General features: G+C 68.7%; 13 protein-coding genes. 9 read left to right on the top strand and 4 right to left on the bottom strand.

The features are described 5' to 3' along the window. The coding region (locus AB0J09_RS35235) for an FAD-binding oxidoreductase (RefSeq protein ID WP_360700505.1) at nt 1-621 on the bottom strand (621 nt) is incomplete at its 3' end. A 108-nt stretch (nt 622-729) separates the two neighbouring features. Here AB0J09_RS35235 and AB0J09_RS35230 point away from each other — a divergent pair. Further along, nucleotides 730-1,284: a hypothetical protein gene (locus AB0J09_RS35230; RefSeq protein ID WP_360700502.1), complete on the top strand. Its 555-nt coding sequence runs from the start codon at nt 730-732 to the stop codon at nt 1,282-1,284. Here AB0J09_RS35230 and AB0J09_RS35225 read toward each other — a convergent pair whose 3' ends face one another. Continuing rightward, the gene (locus AB0J09_RS35225; RefSeq protein ID WP_360700499.1) at nt 1,285-2,490 is read right to left on the bottom strand and encodes an aminotransferase class I/II-fold pyridoxal phosphate-dependent enzyme; all 1,206 of its coding nucleotides are present in this window, start codon (nt 2,488-2,490) and stop codon (nt 1,285-1,287) included. 249 nt (nt 2,491-2,739) lie between these two features. On the opposite strand from AB0J09_RS35225, the gene ctaD reads away from it, so the two are divergent. The 8 genes from ctaD (at nt 2,740) to AB0J09_RS35185 (ending at nt 11,800) form a co-directional block, all read left to right on the top strand. Further along, nucleotides 2,740-4,452, top strand: coding sequence for a cytochrome c oxidase subunit I (ctaD, locus tag AB0J09_RS35220; protein WP_360700497.1), 1,713 nt, complete (start codon nt 2,740-2,742; stop codon nt 4,450-4,452). 33 nt (nt 4,453-4,485) lie between these two features. After that, nucleotides 4,486-4,719 (top strand): hypothetical protein, encoded by a 234-nt coding sequence (locus AB0J09_RS35215; RefSeq protein WP_360700494.1) that lies wholly within the window; start codon nt 4,486-4,488, stop codon nt 4,717-4,719. Nucleotides 4,720-4,724: 5 nt separating this feature from the next. Next, on the top strand, nt 4,725-6,458 hold the full coding sequence (gene frdA, locus AB0J09_RS35210; protein WP_360700492.1) for a fumarate reductase (quinol) flavoprotein subunit: 1,734 nt from the start codon (nt 4,725-4,727) through the stop codon (nt 6,456-6,458). Then, the gene (sdhB, locus tag AB0J09_RS35205) at nt 6,451-7,194 is read left to right on the top strand and encodes a succinate dehydrogenase iron-sulfur subunit (protein ID WP_360700490.1); all 744 of its coding nucleotides are present in this window, start codon (nt 6,451-6,453) and stop codon (nt 7,192-7,194) included. The genes frdA and sdhB overlap by 8 nt, the downstream gene beginning before the upstream one ends. Beyond that, nucleotides 7,191-7,574 carry a hypothetical protein gene (locus AB0J09_RS35200; RefSeq protein ID WP_360700487.1) on the top strand — a complete coding sequence of 128 codons (384 nt, stop codon included), beginning with the start codon at nt 7,191-7,193 and terminating at the stop codon, nt 7,572-7,574. Before sdhB ends, AB0J09_RS35200 begins: the two co-directional genes overlap by 4 nt. Further along, a complete protein-coding gene (gene frdD / locus AB0J09_RS35195; protein ID WP_360700485.1) occupies nt 7,571-7,912 on the top strand; it encodes a fumarate reductase subunit FrdD in 342 nt (113 codons plus the stop codon). Before AB0J09_RS35200 ends, frdD begins: the two co-directional genes overlap by 4 nt. Nucleotides 7,913-8,056: 144 nt before the next feature. Continuing rightward, nucleotides 8,057-10,813, top strand: a complete 2,757-nt coding sequence (locus tag AB0J09_RS35190; protein ID WP_360700482.1) for an immune inhibitor A domain-containing protein — start codon at nt 8,057-8,059, stop codon at nt 10,811-10,813. 48 nt (nt 10,814-10,861) lie between these two features. Next, nucleotides 10,862-11,800, top strand: a complete 939-nt coding sequence (locus AB0J09_RS35185; protein ID WP_360700479.1) for a diacylglycerol kinase family protein — start codon at nt 10,862-10,864, stop codon at nt 11,798-11,800. Nucleotides 11,801-11,827: 27 nt separating this feature from the next. Here AB0J09_RS35185 and AB0J09_RS35180 read toward each other — a convergent pair whose 3' ends face one another. Together AB0J09_RS35180 and AB0J09_RS35175 are read right to left on the bottom strand one after the other, a co-directional pair. Then, complete coding sequence (locus tag AB0J09_RS35180) at nt 11,828-12,625, bottom strand: SWIM zinc finger family protein (protein WP_360700477.1); 798 nt, start codon at nt 12,623-12,625, stop codon at nt 11,828-11,830. Between the two features lie 2 nt (nt 12,626-12,627). Further along, the coding region (locus AB0J09_RS35175) for a DEAD/DEAH box helicase (RefSeq protein WP_360700474.1) at nt 12,628-15,238 on the bottom strand (2,611 nt) is incomplete at its 5' end.

Raw genomic sequence — 15,238 nt, 5'->3', positions numbered from 1 at the left:
GGTGGCCGCCGTGATGACGCCCAGTGTGCCCTCCGAGCCGACGAACAGCCCGGTCAGGTCGTAGCCCGTGACGCCCTTCATCGTGCGGCGGCCGGTGTTCAGGATGCGGCCGTCGGCCAGCACGACCTCGAGGCCCAGCGCCGAGTCCCTGGTCACGCCGTACTTCACGCACCGCAGCCCGCCCGCGTTGGTGGCCAGGTTGCCGCCGATCGTGGAGATCTCGTACGACGACGGGTCAGGCGCGTACATGAGCCCGTGCTCCCTGGCGGCCTTGTCCAGGTCGGCGGTGATGACGCCGGGCTCGACGACGGCGATCTCGTCGGCGGGGGAGAGCTCCCTGATCGCCGTCATCTTGGCCAGCGACAGGATGACCGAACCGTCACCGGCGACCGAGGCGCCCGCCAGGCCGGTGCCCCCACCGCGCGGCACGATCGGCACCCGATGCTCGGTGGCCCACTTCATCGTCGTCACCACGTCGTCGCGGGAGGCGGCCAGCACCACGCCGAGCGGCTTGCCGGGCTCCACGAACGTGCGGTCGCGGGCGTAGGAGTCGATCACGTCCGGGTCGGTCAGGACGCGGGCTTCGGGCAGCGAGTTCACCAAGGCGTCAATCGGTCTCACACTATGCACTCTAGGTGCAAATCACCGCTACCTCAGGGGCGGTACACCCGATGGTTTGCGCAGGTCGTGACTTAAGGCCAGACTGCCCGGGTGGATGTCAGGTGCCCGGTGTGTTCGGAGACTGACCAGATCGTCGCGGTCCCCGGAGCGGTCGCCTCGGGGACCACGTACAAGATCGGCAGGGTCAGGTTGCCCGGGGCGCGCGAGGTCGCGGACCTGCCCACCAGGGCGGCTCTCGGCGCGTCGAAGCACGTCATGAGCCGAACACAACTCGCGGTCTGGCTGTCGTTCCCCAGCCGCCACTACGCCCCGTGGGCCAGGAACCAGGGCTACATCCTGTTATGCGTGGCTGCCCTGGTGCACCTGGTCGTCTCGCTGGTCATCGCGATGGGCCAGGACCCCAAGTGGGGCGAGGTGCTGCTCGCCCCGTTCTGCCTGACGGGCCTGTTCTGGGGGCTGGGGCTGCTGAACGTGCTCGGCTCGTACGGCGCCCGCAAGCGCGACAACCTCGAGGCCCCGGCCAGGGAGAAGGCCCTGGCCGTCTGGGAGAGACTCTGTTACTGCGCCCGCGACAACGTCGTGTTCGAGCCGGGGGTCGGCGTCTCGTTCCATCCGAGCGAGACGCGCGAGTACATCTTCGGCTTCAGGGGCAACGGCCGCTGATCAGCCCAATTCCTCCGCCACCAGGCGGGCGCAGACGGCCAGGCCCTCGATGGCCTGCTCCAGCTCCTCCAGCCCGGGGAAGGTGGGAGCGAGCCTGATCGTGCGGTTGGCGGAGTCCTTGCCGTACGGGTGCGTCGCGCCCGCCGGCGTCAGCGCGATGCCCGCGGCCTTGGCCTTGGCCACCACCTCGGCGGCGTGCGGCACCTCCAGGCTGATGAAGTAGCCGCCCTTGGGGCTCGTCCAGGTGCCGAGGTCGCCGAGCCGCTCGGTCAGCACCTTGTCGACCAGTTCGAACTTCGGCCCGATCAGCTCCGCATGCCGCTTCATGTGCGCGGCCACCCCCGCCGGGTCACGCAGGAACTCGACGTGGCGGAGCTGGTTGATCTTGTCGGGGCCGATGGACTGCTTGTTCGTGTTGTACAGGAACCACTCGACGTTCGCCGGGGAGGAGCCGAAGAACGAAACGCCGGAGCCCGCCAGCGTCACCTTGGAGGTGGAGGCGTAGACGAACACGCGGTCCGCGTTGCCGTGCTCGGCGGCCAGCGCCGGCAGGTCGGCCAGCTCGTCCGGGGTGTCGGTGAGGTGGTGCACCGCGTAGGCGTTGTCCCAGAAGATCCGGAAATCGGGGGCGGCGGCCGGCATGGTGGCCAGCCTGCGCACCGTCTCGTCGCTGTAGGTGACGCCGGACGGGTTGCTGTACTTCGGCACGCACCAGATGCCCTTGACGCTCGCGTCACCGGCCACCAGGCGCTCGACCACGTCCATGTCGGGGCCGTCGGCGTTCATCGGGACGGGCACCATCTTGATCCCGAACCGCTCGGTGATCGTGAAGTGCCGGTCATATCCGGGTACGGGGCACAGGAACGTGACCTCCGGCTCCTCCACCCACCGCCGAGCGGCGCCCGGCACCGGGGTGAGCAGCGCGTGCACGATCGTGTCGTGCATCAAGGCCAGGCTGGAGTTGCCTCCGACGACGAGCTGGCCCGCGGGCACCTGGACCAGCGGCGCGAACAGCTCGCGCAGCTCGGTCAGGCCCTGCAGGTTGCCGTAGTTACGGCCGTCCGTCCCGTCGGCCGCCCGGTACGACGTGGGCAGCTTGAGCAGGTCGTTGGAGAGATCGAGCTGGCGCGGCGACGGCTTGCCCCTGGTGAGGTCGAGCGAGAGCCCTCGCTGGACGAGGGCGGAGTAGTCAGCCTGAGCAGTCACGAGATCTCCTCCGAAGTCGGTTTCGGCTACGAAGAATAGAAGACGCCACCAGGTGAGCCGGTAAATATCCGCAATGTGGGACGCCAGGCGTGAGTCGCATGTTGCGAAGACCCGTCAAAGCTTCCGGGCGAAATGTTAAAGAACACCTTCCCGAGCGGCGCTGGTTGGCGTGCAATGGGTAGATCGGGGCAGTCCGGGCCGCCTCCGGCGGTCCGTCTCAGGTAGCACTCCGCGCAGGAGGGAGCAGCCGTGACGACTGTTCGAGAGACCTCGATCGAACAGGTCAGGCGCCGCCGCACCGGGACCGTCATCGCCTCCTGGATGTCGACGACCGACCACAAGGTCATCGGGTACCTCTACCTGATCACCTCGTTCGGGTTCTTCCTCGTGGCGGGCGTCATGGCCATGTTCATCAGGGCCGAGCTCGCCGCCCCCGGCATGCAGCTGGTCACTCAGCAGCAGTACAACCAGCTCTTCACCATTCACGGCACGGTGATGCTGCTGCTGTTCGCCACCCCGCTGTTCGCCGGGTTCGCCAACGTGGTCATGCCGCTGCAGATCGGCGCGCCCGACGTCGCCTTCCCGCGGCTGAACGCGGTGGCGTACTGGCTGTTCCTGTTCGGCGGGCTGATGGTGGTAGCGGGGTTCTTCACGCCGGGCGGGGCGGCCGACTTCGGCTGGTTCGCCTACACGCCGCTGTCGACGGCGATGTACTCGCCGCAGATCGGCGGAGATCTGTGGATCATGGGCCTGGCCCTGTCGGGTCTGGGCACGATCCTCGGCGCGGTCAACTTCATCACCACGATCATCGGCATGCGGGCACCCGGCATGACGATGTTCAGGCTGCCGCTGTTCACCTGGAACGTGCTGCTGACCAGCATGCTCGTGCTGATGGCGTTCCCCGTGCTCGCGGCGGCGCTGCTCGTGCTGGAGTCGGACCGCAAGCTCGGCACCCACGTCTTCGAGTCGACCAACGGCGGCGCGATGTTGTGGCAGCACCTGTTCTGGTTCTTCGGCCACCCCGAGGTCTACATCATCGCGCTGCCGTTCTTCGGGATCATCTCCGAGGTGATCCCGGTGTTCAGCCGCAAGCCGCTCTTCGGCTACCTGGGGCTGGTCGGCGCGACCATCGCCATCGCCGGGCTGTCGATGACCGTGTGGGCGCACCACATGTTCGCGACGGGCCAGGTGCTGCTGCCGTTCTTCTCGTTCATGACGTTCCTCATCGCGGTGCCGACCGGGGTGAAGTTCTTCAACTGGATCGGCACGATGTGGCGGGGCCATCTGAGCTTCCAGACGCCGATGCTCTTCGCGGTCGGGTTCCTGGTGACGTTCCTGCTCGGCGGGCTCACCGGCGTCATCCTGGCCTCGCCGCCGCTCGACTTCCACATCAGCGACACCTACTTCGTGGTCGCCCATTTCCACTACGTCGTCTTCGGCACGGTCGTGTTCGCCATGTTCTCCGGCTTCTACTTCTGGTGGCCGAAGATGACCGGCAAAATGCTCGACGACCGGCTCGGCAAGGCGCACTTCTGGACGCTGTTCCTCGGCTTCCACACCACGTTCCTGGTGCAGCACTGGCTCGGCCAGCTGGGCATGCCCAGGCGGTACGCCGACTACGGCGTGAACGACGGATTCACGACGCTCAACCAGATCTCCTCCGTCGGGGCGTTCCTGCTCGGGGCCTCGACGCTGCCGTTCCTCTACAACGTCTGGAAGACGGCCAGGCACGCGCCCAAGGTCACGCTCGACGACCCGTGGGGCTACTGCAACTCCCTCGAATGGGCCACCACGTGCCCGCCGCCGCGCCACAACTTCCTCAGCATGCCCCCGATCCGCTCCGAGCGACCCGCCTTCGACCTGCACTACCCCCGTGCGCAGGCCGAGCGGCCGCCCGTGGTCGAGCGCGAGGAGGCCGCCGAGGTCGAGCCGGCCAAGGCCCCAGAGGAAAACCCCGATTGATCATGAAATTTCGCCTATCTAGGGAGATCGGCGATGACAGGCACGAAAATCCCCTTCACCCCCGAGACGGCCCCCTGCGGGAAGAAGTCCGGCGGTGAGCGCCTCGTCGACGACGACGGCTACGGCCTGGTGATCCGTGACCAGCTCTTCGACTGCGGCTGCCGGAGGATCCGGCACGAGTACCACGACGGCAGCATCCACCTGTCCGCCATCCGGCACGACGGCAAGCGGGTGAAGGACCCGATACAACCCGACCACGGGAAGTGACGTAAATGATCGACGTGCTCATCGTCGGAGGAGGCGGAGCGGGCCTGCGGGCGGCCATCGCGGTCGCCGAGGCGGACAGCTCCCTCAAGGTGGCGGTCGTCTCGAAGGTCTACCCGATGCGCAGCCACACGGTCTCCGCCGAAGGGGGCGCCGCCGGGGTGATCGGCGTCGGCGACACGCTCGACGAGCACTGCTACGACACGATCTCCGGCGGTGACTGGCTCTGCGACCAGGACGCGGTCGAGGCGTTCGTGGCCGAGGCGCCCGAGGAGCTGATCCAGCTCGAGCACTGGGGCTGCCCCTGGAGCCGGGAGAGCGACGGCCGCGTCGCGGTCCGCCCGTTCGGCGGCATGAAGAAGATGCGCACCTGGTACGCCGCCGACAAGACGGGCTTCCACCTCCTGCACACCTTGTTCCAAACAACTCTGAAATATCAGGACGTCATCAGGTACGACGAGTGGTACGTCACCAAGCTCGTCGTCGACGACGGCCGCGTCCACGGCGTCGTGGCCGTCGAGATCAGGACCGGCCGCATCGAGACCATCGCCGCCAGGACCGTCATCCTGGCCACCGGCGGCTGCGGCCGCGTCTTCCCCTTCACCACGAACGCCGCCATCAAGACCGGCGACGGCATGGCCCTGGCCTACCGGGCGGGGGCGCCGCTGAAGGACATGGAGTTCGTCCAGTACCACCCGACCGGCCTGCCGTTCACCGGCATCCTCATCACCGAGGCGGCCAGAGCGGAGGGCGGCTGGCTGATCAACAAGGACGGCTACCGCTACCTCCAGGACTACGACCTCGGCAAGCCCACACCCACGCCGAAGCTGCGCAGCATGGAGCTGGGCCCGCGCGACCGGCTCTCCCAGGCGTTCGTGCACGAGCAGCAGAAGGGCCGCACGGTGGACACCCCGTACGGCCCGGTCGTCTACCTCGACCTGCGCCACCTGGGCGAGGACAAGATCGACGCCCGCATCCCGTTCGTGCGCGAGCTGTGCAGGAGCTACCAGAACCTCGACCCGGCCACCGACCTCATCCCCGTGCGCCCGGTCGTGCACTACATGATGGGCGGCGTCCACACCGACATCGACGGCGCCACCCCGATCGCCGGGCTGTTCGCGGCGGGGGAGACGGCCTGCGTGAGCATCAACGGCGCCAACCGGCTCGGCTCCAACTCGCTGCCGGAGTGCCTGGTCTTCGGACGCCGGGCCGGGACCGCCGCCGCCGAGTTCGCGAGGTCCCACCGGGACGGCGAGGCGTCGGCCGTACGGGCTCAGGGGGACGACGAGCGGCGGCGCTTGGAACGCGCGCGGGAGGGCAGCAGGACCGGTGAGCGGATCGCCGACCTGCGCGAGGAGATGCAGCACACGCTCGAAGGAGCGGCCGGTATCTACCGCACGGGCGACGTGCTGACCAAGGCCGTCGACGCGCTCGCGGAGCTGCGCGGGCGTGCCGAGGAGGTCCGCATCGACGACACGAGCACCGCGTTCAACACCGAGCTGATCAACCTTCAGGAGCTGCACACGATGCTGGAGGTGGCGCAGACGATCGTGGCCTGCGCGCTGAACAGGCAGGAGTCGCGCGGCGCGCACCAGCGCACCGACTTCTCCGCCAGGGACGACGACGCCTACCTCGCGCACTCGCTGGTGCACCGCGCGCCCGACGGCTCCCCGTCCGTCGGCCTGCTGCCCGTGACGATCACCCGCTGGCCTCCGGGAGAAAGGGTGTACGGCCGTGACTGATACCACCCAGGCGACGCGGACGATCAGGATGGAGGTCGCCCGGTACCGGCCCGGCGAGGACGACGAGCCGGTGTTCCAGGGGTACGACGTGCCGCTCACGGCCGACTGGGCTGTGCTCGACGGGCTCAACTACATCAAGGACCAGCTCGACGGCAGCCTGTCGTACCGCTGGTCGTGCCGGATGGGCGTGTGCGGCTCCTGCGGCATGACCGTCAACGGCGAGCCCAGGCTGACCTGCGGCACCTTCCTCACCGAGTACGGCGAGGGTCCGATCAGGATCGAGCCGCTGAAAGGCTTCCCGGTGATCAGGGACCTGGTCGTCGACATCGACGAGTTCCTGGCCAAGCTGTCGTCCGTGCGGCCCTGGCTGATCAGGGAGGGCGAGGAGCTGCCGCTGACCACCGAGTACGCCCAGACGCCCGAGCAGCTGGACGCGTACAAGCAGTACAGCATGTGCATCAACTGCCTGCTCTGCTACTCGGCCTGCCCTGTCTACGTGCTCGACCCCGACTTCCTCGGCCCGGCAGCCATCGCGCTCGCCCAGCGCTACAACCTGGACTCGCGCGACATGGGCGACCGGTTCGACGTGCTGAACCTGGAGGACGCCGTGTGGGGGTGCACGTTCGTCGGAGAGTGCACGCGCGTCTGCCCCAAGCACGTGGACCCGGCCGAGGCCATCCAGCGCTACAAGCTGACCGCAGCCCTGCGCTCCGTCCTGCCGTGGAGCAAGCGATGACGACCGCCTACCGGCCGCGGCGCGACAACCTGTGGTTCGTCCGCACCCGGCACTACACCTTCTTCGTGCTGCGCGAGCTGACCAGCGTCTTCGTGGCCTGGTCGATCGTCTTCCTGCTGATGTTCATCGACGCCGTGCGTACCGGGAGTCTCCAGGAGTTCGCCACGCTGGCCGGCCGGCCGTGGATGATCGCGATCAACGTGCTCGCCCTGGCCGCGACCGCCTTCCACACGATCACGTTCCTCAACCTCGCCCCCAAGGCCACCGTCGTCCGTCTGGACGGCTGGCGCGTGCCCGCCTGGATGATCCAGGGTGGCAACCACTCGGCCTGGGTGGTGATCTCCGTGCTGATCGCCTACTTCGTCCTGAGGTCGCCATGAGACGCACCCTGGAGCCGTACCTGTGGCTGCTCTTCAGCGGTGGGGGAGTGGTGGCGGCATTCGTGCTGCCGGTGCTCGTGCTGCTCTTCGGGGTGCTCATGCCGCTCGGTGTGGTGGACTGGCCGACGGCCGAGCACCTGCGCGCGCTGGTGGACAACGTGCTGGTACGGCTCGCGCTCCTGGCGGTCGTCGTGCTCTGCCTCTTCCACGCCGCGCACCGCATCAGGTTCACCAGCGAGGAGCTGCTCGGCATCGCGAGATTCGACCCGGTCATAGCGGTGATCTGCTACGGGGGCGCGATCGCGGGCGGGATCACGGCCGGGCTAATACTGTTTTAGGCACCGAGCCAGTGATGTACTAAATGTCCCCCTTTGATCACGTTTTACCAACGTACTTTACGTTTCGTTGACTTACCCTCTAGCGTCCGGCATTGCACACCCTATGGCCATGCGCCCGGACACCCCGGGCAGAGAGGGTAACTGGTGCCCAGCACGAAGCGCTTATTAGCAGCTTTCCCGGCGGTCGCCCTTCTCGGCGCCGCCCTGTCCGTGCCCACCGCTCAAGCGGCGTCGTCACTCACTGGGGTCGCGAACTACGAGCCCACGGCGGCGGACTACTACATCAATTACGCTCCGCCCGCGGTTGAGAAGGATCCGCAGGAGCCGTCGGTCAACGGCGGCAAGCAGCGCTCGCTCACTCCGGCGCAGAAGTTCGACAGGAAGTTCAGCAGCGGAAACCCGGCAGCCGGTCGCATCCTCGCCGCCCGCGAGAACCAGGCCATCAGGACCGGCCGCAACCCCGCTGAATGGATTTTCAAGAACTCCAAGCAGACCCGCACGGCCAAGTTGCTGACGATCCTCGTCGAGTTCAACGAGCAGGCCAACGACGACTTCTCGGGCTTCAACCGGCTGCGCACCATCGACAGCGAGCCCGACGACTGCGTGGTCGAGCCGGCCGGCACGCTCAAGAGCGGTCCCCTGCACAACAACATCCCCGACCCGGCCACGTTGCCGCACAAGGACAACAACTCCTTCTGGGTCAAGGACTTCAGCACCGAGCACTTCAACAAGATGCTCTACACCGACAAGGGCATCACCGAGCGCGTGCGCCCCGACCTGAAGGACCCGCGCGACGGCAAGGCCGGCATCGACATCTCCGGCTCCACCATGAAGAAGATGTACGAGGAGATGTCCAAGGGCGCCTACTCCGTCACCGGCTCGGCGGTCGGCTGGATCAAGGTCCCGCACTCCGAGGCCTGGTACGGCGCCGCGGCCTGCGGCGGCGCTCCCCAGGACATGTCCGGCCACCCGGACAACCCGCTCGGCGCGCAGCAACTGCCCATCGACGTGGTGGAGTCCCTGGCCAAGGCCCAGCCGGACTTCCCGTGGGCCGACTACGACCTCGAGGACACCTCCGACGCCGACGGCGACGGCAACTTCAACGAGCCTGACGGCGTGATCGACCACCTGGTGCTGGTCCACGCAGGCAAGGACAAGTCCTCCGACGGCGGCGCCGAGGGCACGTACGCGATCTGGGCCCACTCCAGCGCGGTCGCCGGCGGCTACAAGGTCCCCGGCAGCGACAAGAAGATCTCCAACTACATCGTGCAGCCCGAGGACTCGGGCGTCGGCGTCTTCGCCCACGAGTACGGCCACGACCTCGGCCTGCCCGACCTGTACGACACCTCGGGCGCGGCCAGCTCGGCCGTGGACTTCTGGGACCTGATGTCCAGCGGCTCCCACTCCGGCCCGATCTTCCAGTCGATGCCGTCGCACATGGGCCTGTGGGACAAGTGGGTGCTCGGCTGGGCGAACCCGAAGACGTTCAACCCGGGCGACGCCGCCAAGCTCGTCACGGTCGGCCAGTCCTCGCGCACGCCCAAGCTCACCGAGGACGGCGTCCGGGTGAACCTGGCCTCCACGCCGGTGAAGATGCTCGACGTCCACAGCGGCTCGAACGCCTGGTGGAGCGGCCTGGACCAGGATTGGGCCAACCTCACGCTGACCCGCGACCTGCCCGTCCCCGCCGGGACCGATCTCAAGTTGTGGATGTGGAACAACTACGTGATCGAGCAGGACTGGGACTTCGGCTTCGTCGAGGTCTCGACCGACGGCGGCCAGACCTGGACCCAGCAGAAGATCTTCGACGAGGCCGGCAGTGAGGTCAGCACGCCTGACGACTACCCGGACCCGAACAAGAACCTCAAGACCTTCGGCAACAAGAAGTACGGCCTCACCGGTGACAGCGGCGGCTGGCGGCACGACTACGTCAACCTGACCCCGTTCGCCGGGCAGACGATCAAACTGCGGCTGACGTACAACACCGACGCCGCCTTCCAGGAGCGCGGCTGGCACTCCGACGACTTCCAGCTCACCAACGGCGGGACGGCCGTGTGGAGCGACGACGTCGAGGGGGGCGACAACGGCTGGAAGGCCATCGGCGGCACGTTCACCAACACCAGCGGCCAGGGCTGGACCCGCAACAACGGTGAGCGCGAGATCTCCCGGTTCTACCTGGCCGAGTGGCGTAACTTCGACGGCTTCGACAACGGCCTGAAGTACACCTACGACACCGACTACTCCCGCGACGGGGCGTGGAAGGTGCAGAAGCTGGCGTACAACGCGCCGGGCCTGCTGGTGTGGTACCGCGACTCGACATACATCAACAACAACGTGAGCAGCACCCTGCAACTCCCGCCGAGCCTCGGTCCCAAGGGCAGCCTGCTGGTCGTGGACTCCCACTTCGACCCGCTGCGCCGCGCCGGGACCGCGGCCGAGAAGGACCCGACGCTCCAGAAGAACCTCCAGGGACGCGTCCAGTCGTCCAACGCCGCGTTCGGGTTCGGCAAGACGTACCCGTTCAAGGAGTGCCTGGAGGCGGCGGACGAGCCGTTCAGTACGTACTGCACGGACCTGCCCGCGCAGAAGGGCGTCCCTGCCTTCACCGACGCGAAGACCTGGTACCCGGGCCTCGAAGTGATCAACGGTGGTCTCTACTACCGCGACTTCGACGCCTCGGCGGTCGTGCCGTCGAAGGGCGACCAGGCGTACACCACCCGCGTGGTGCACCCGGACGGCACCCCCGCCACGGAGCTGTACGGCCGGGTGGCCGCCGGCTCGAAGCTCGGCACCGGCAACCCCGGTGACGAGGGCAAGGCGCTGGGCGTGCAGTTCAAGCTGGTGAGCCCGCTGCCGGGCAACCTGGGCGCCATCGTCCAGGTCGTGCCGCCGAAGAAGTAATGATCAAGGGCCGCCGGGACCTCCCGGCGGCCCATACCATTGGTGTCCATGAGCGAATTGCGCACCAAGGACGAGCACACCGAGGCGATCCGGAGGGATCGCAAGGTGGCAGTGGTGGTGAACACTCGCTCGCGCCGCGGCCGCCGCCACTACTTCGAGGTCATCGAGCAGATCCACAACCTCGGGTTCGAGCCGCTGGTGGAGCTGTCGGTCTACAACCCCAAGCGGCTGCGCGAACTGCTCGACACGGCCCTGGCCACCAAGCCCGACCTGCTCATCGTGGGCGGCGGCGACGGCACGCTCTCCTCGGCCGTGCGCCACGTGGCACACCGCGACGTCGCGCTCGGCGTGCTGCCGCTCGGCACCACCAACAACTTCGCCAGAAGTCTCGGCCTCCCGCTCGACCTGGCCGGGGCGATCAAGGTGTTCGCCACCGGCAAGGTGGCCGACATCGACCTCGGCATGGCCGACGACCGGCCGTTCGCCAACCTCGCCAGCTTCGGCGTCTCCGTCGAGGTGGCCGGCAGGGTCAAGCCGTGGCTCAAGCGGGTCGTGGGGCGCCCCGCCTACCCGCTGACCGCGCTGACCATCCTGCCCGGGCACACGCCGTTCCGCGCCTACATCACGGTGGGGGGTCAGCGCCACGAGCTGCTCACCCACCAGCTCAACATCGCCAACGGCCGCTTCCACGGCGGCTGGCAGGTGGCCAGGGACATCAGCATCGACAACGGCATGCTGGTCGCCTACCAGCTCGGCTCGGGCAAGAAGCTGCGGCTGCTCGGCGAGACCCTGATCAGGGCGACCACCGGACGGTGGCGCAGCCTCGCCGGGGGGCCGTTCGTGGTGGGGCGGGAGATGCTGCTGGAGACCGACCCGCCGATGGCGGCCGACGTGGACGGCGAGGTGCGGCTGCGCACCCCGATCAGGCTCCGCGTGGTCCCCAACGGCGTGCGCGTCATGGTGCCCGACTCCTTCGAGGACCGCTGATCACACCCCCGCCCGAGGTGCTTGGGGTCAGGAGTCGGCGAGTGCCCGGTAGGCCGGGGTGAGCGTTCTGGCCAGGTCGGCGGGTGGCGGGAAGACGCGCAGGAGCAGGTCGGGGGCGGCCGCCGCGGGGCGGCGTTCGGGCCGGTGCGCCGTGGCGCCAGGGGCGTAGAAGTCGGCCAGCCGGTCGGCGAACGGCACGTCCTCCACCTCCAGCCTGGGCACATCCTCCGCCAGCGAGCCGAGCAGCTGCTCACGGGTGCGCCCGCGCCAGGCCAGCACCAGGAACGGGTCGTCGTCGAACGACTCGGCCAGCAGGTAGAGCACCGCCGACAGGTGCTTGCACGGGAAGCCCCAGTCGGGGCACGAGCAGTTCATGTCGAGGTCGCGGGGGAACAGGTCGATCCCCAGCGCGGCGAACAGCTCCTCGATCTCCGTCGGCATCTCTCCCGCCAGCAGCTTGGCCCGATAGACGGCCTGCTCGGCGATCGACTCCTCGATCGCGGCCCAGCGCTGCTCGCCGTACGCCTCGATCCTGATCACGACCTCGTACGGCTTGCTCCGTGAGCCCTGGACGGCCGCCCTGACCTCCCCGGGAGACAGGTCGATCGACAGGACCTGACCCTGGCGGGCGTAGGCGCGGCCGCGCGTGAGGCGGCCCTTGTCGCAGATGCGCTCGAGGATGTCGATGAAGCGCCTGGACCACCAGGTGGAGCCGATGGTGCCCCGCTGGGTGCGGGCCTTGATGCCGCCCTCGACCTTGATCGGCTTGGCGCCGTCGAACCAGCCCCCGTCGTGCCCCCGCTGCCCCGGCTTACCGCGTGGCATCCTCAGCTCACCCCTTCCGCCGTGAGCCTGAACACCTCGCGCAACTCGTCGGTCGACAGGTCCGTCAGCCAGTCCTCTCCGGTGCCGACCACCCGCTCGGCCAGGGCCTTCTTGCGCTCGATCATCTGGTCGACCCGCTCTTCGAGGGTGCCCGCGCAGATGAGCTTGCGTACCTGCACGTTCTTGCGCTGCCCGATGCGGAACGCCCGGTCGGTGGCCTGGTCCTCGACGGCCGGGTTCCACCAGCGGTCCACGTGGATGACGTGGTTGGCGGCCGTCAGGTTGAGCCCCACCCCGGCCGCCTTCAGCGACAGCACGAACAACATCGGCTCCTCGTCGTGCTGGAACCGGTCGACCAGGCGGTCGCGGGTCTTCTTGGGCAGGCCGCCGTGCAGCCAGAGGACGGTGGTGTCGAGCCGCTGGGCGAGGTACGGCTGGAGCATGCTCCCGAACTCGGCATATTGGGTGAAAAGCAGAGCTTTCTCGCCCTCTGCCAGGATTTCTTCGGACAATTGCTCCAAGCGAGTGAGCTTGCCGGATCTGCCCGACAGGCGGGAGCCGTCCTTGAGCAGGTGGGCCGGGTGGTTGCAGACCTGCTTGAGCTTGGCCATGGCCGCCAGCACCAGCCCACGCCGCTCGATGCCCTCGCTGCTCTCGATCTTGGCCAGCATGTCGTCCACGACCGCCTGGTAGAGCGTGGCCTGCTCGGTGGTGAGCGGGCACCACTCCTTGACCTCCAGCTTCTCCGGCAAATCAGAGATAATCGATTTATCGGTTTTGACGCGCCGGAGGATGAACGGGCCGGTCGCCCGCCTGAGCGCCTGAGCGGCCTGCTCGTCCTGGCGGGCCTCGATCGGTTCCTGGAATCGGGTCCTGAACCGCGAGCGCGGCCCCAGCAGCCCCGGGTTCGCGAACTCCATGATCGACCAGAGCTCGGCCAGGTGGTTCTCGACCGGGGTGCCCGTCAGGGCGAGCCTCGTGCCGGTAGGGATGGACCGTACGGCCTGGGCCTGCAGCGTGCCGCTGTTCTTGATCGCCTGGGCCTCGTCGCACACGACCCTGCGCCACTCGTGCTGTTTGAGCGACTCCAGGTCGCGGTGGGCGGTGCCGTACGTGGTGATCACCAGATCGGCGTCCGGGATCAGGGCGGCGTCGCGCCCGCTGCCGTGGTGCACGTAGACGCGCAGGCCGGGGGCGAACCTGGCGGCCTCCCGCTGCCAGTTGCCGACGAGGGACATCGGGCAGACGAGGAGCGTGGGGGCGCCGGCCCGCTCGTGGACGAGCAGGGCCAGCGTGGTGACCGTCTTGCCCAGCCCCATGTCGTCGGCCAGCACCCCGCCCAGGCCCAGCTCGGACAGGAAGCTCAGCCACGCCAGGCCGCGCTCCTGGTAGGGCCTGAGCGTGGCGTCGAGCCCGGCCGGGGTCGTGATGGGCACGAGCCGCCGCTCGGCCTGGCCGGACAGCAGGTCGCCGAGCACGCCGTCGGCGTCGATCTCCAGCAGGGGCAGCTCGTCGTCATCCTGGACGATGTGGCGGAGCATGTCGGCGGCGGTCGCCTCACCCGTGCCGGCACCCTCCACGGCCCTGAGCGCGGCCTTGAGCTGCCGGTCGTCCAGCTCCACCCACTGGCCGCGCACCCTGACCAGCGGCACCTTCAGCCGGGCCAGCTCGGCCAGCTCCGCCTCGCTGATCGTCTCGCCGCCCACCGCCAGATCGACGCGGAAGTCGACCAGCTCCCGCATGCCGAACCCCTGGCCGGCGGCCGCCGCCTGCGTCTTGGTCCTGGTGGTCAGCTTCAGCCCCAGCTTCGTACGCCCGGCCCAGCGCGGCAGCTGCACCCCGAACCCGGCCGCCTGCAGCAGGGGCGCCGCCTGCCTCAGGAACCCGAACGCGCCCGCCGTGTCCAGCGCCAGCTCGCTCGGTCTGGGCCCGCGCAGGGCGTGGTCCAGCTCGGGATACAGCCTGACCGCCCGGCCCAGCCCGGCGAGCAGCTCCCGCTCGGGCCTGCCCGGCAGCCCGGTCACCTTCTCGCCGCTCCAGACGTGGGCGGCGGTGACGTACAGGCTGGGGTCGTCGGCGGCCTGCAACGCCAGCTCGACCCGCCAGTCGTCGGTGTCGGCGGGCTCCAGCAGGCGGAAGCACACCCTTGTCGCGCCCTCGGCTGATACGACCGAGTCGCGCCACCTCTCCAGCTCTCGGCGGAGGTCCGGGACATCGGGGCATTCCGGCGTGTCGCCGGTCAGAGCGGCCAGCCAGCGCTCGTGGAGCGTTCGGGGCCTGATGACCAGAGGCTCGGCGAGCGTCTGCCGGACGAGCGTGTCGGTGAACGCTTCGAGGGCCTCGCGGAGGACCTCCGCGGACGGCCGCTCGATGCGGGAGGTGCGGCACGCGGGCGGCATGGCCAGCGCCAGCTCCCGGAAATATCCGGCATCGGCCCCGGTCACCACGGGCCGCCACACGGCCCGCGCGTCGGCCCGCGGGACCGCCCACATGGCCATGGAGCCGCCGGACTCGCGCTCGGGCGTGCTCTCGGGCCCCGGCTCGGGGGCGCTCGCGCCGGGGACGAGCTGCGGGATGACGCGGCCCCGGCGTACCAGGTCGCGGGCGAAGCCG

The sequence above is a fragment of the Nonomuraea sp. NPDC049784 genome (genome assembly GCF_040659615.1).
Classification (GTDB): Bacteria; Actinomycetota; Actinomycetes; order Streptosporangiales; family Streptosporangiaceae; genus Nonomuraea.
Note: the sequence above shows the minus strand (reverse complement) of the source record. Positions and strands in the feature narration are given on the sequence as shown.

What these genes read in the sequence shown, in the direction of transcription:
- AB0J09_RS35215 (WP_360700494.1), top strand. Translation starts at nt 4,486, where the DNA reads ATGACAGGCACGAAAATCCCCTTCACCCCCGAGACGGCCCCCTGCGGG.
- frdA (WP_360700492.1), top strand. Translation starts at nt 4,725, where the DNA reads ATGATCGACGTGCTCATCGTCGGAGGAGGCGGAGCGGGCCTGCGGGCG.
- AB0J09_RS35200 (WP_360700487.1), top strand. Translation starts at nt 7,191, where the DNA reads ATGACGACCGCCTACCGGCCGCGGCGCGACAACCTGTGGTTCGTCCGC.
- frdD (WP_360700485.1), top strand. Translation starts at nt 7,571, where the DNA reads ATGAGACGCACCCTGGAGCCGTACCTGTGGCTGCTCTTCAGCGGTGGG.
- AB0J09_RS35185 (WP_360700479.1), top strand. Translation starts at nt 10,862, where the DNA reads ATGAGCGAATTGCGCACCAAGGACGAGCACACCGAGGCGATCCGGAGG.
- AB0J09_RS35180 (WP_360700477.1), bottom strand. Translation starts at nt 12,625, where the DNA reads ATGCCACGCGGTAAGCCGGGGCAGCGGGGGCACGACGGGGGCTGGTTC.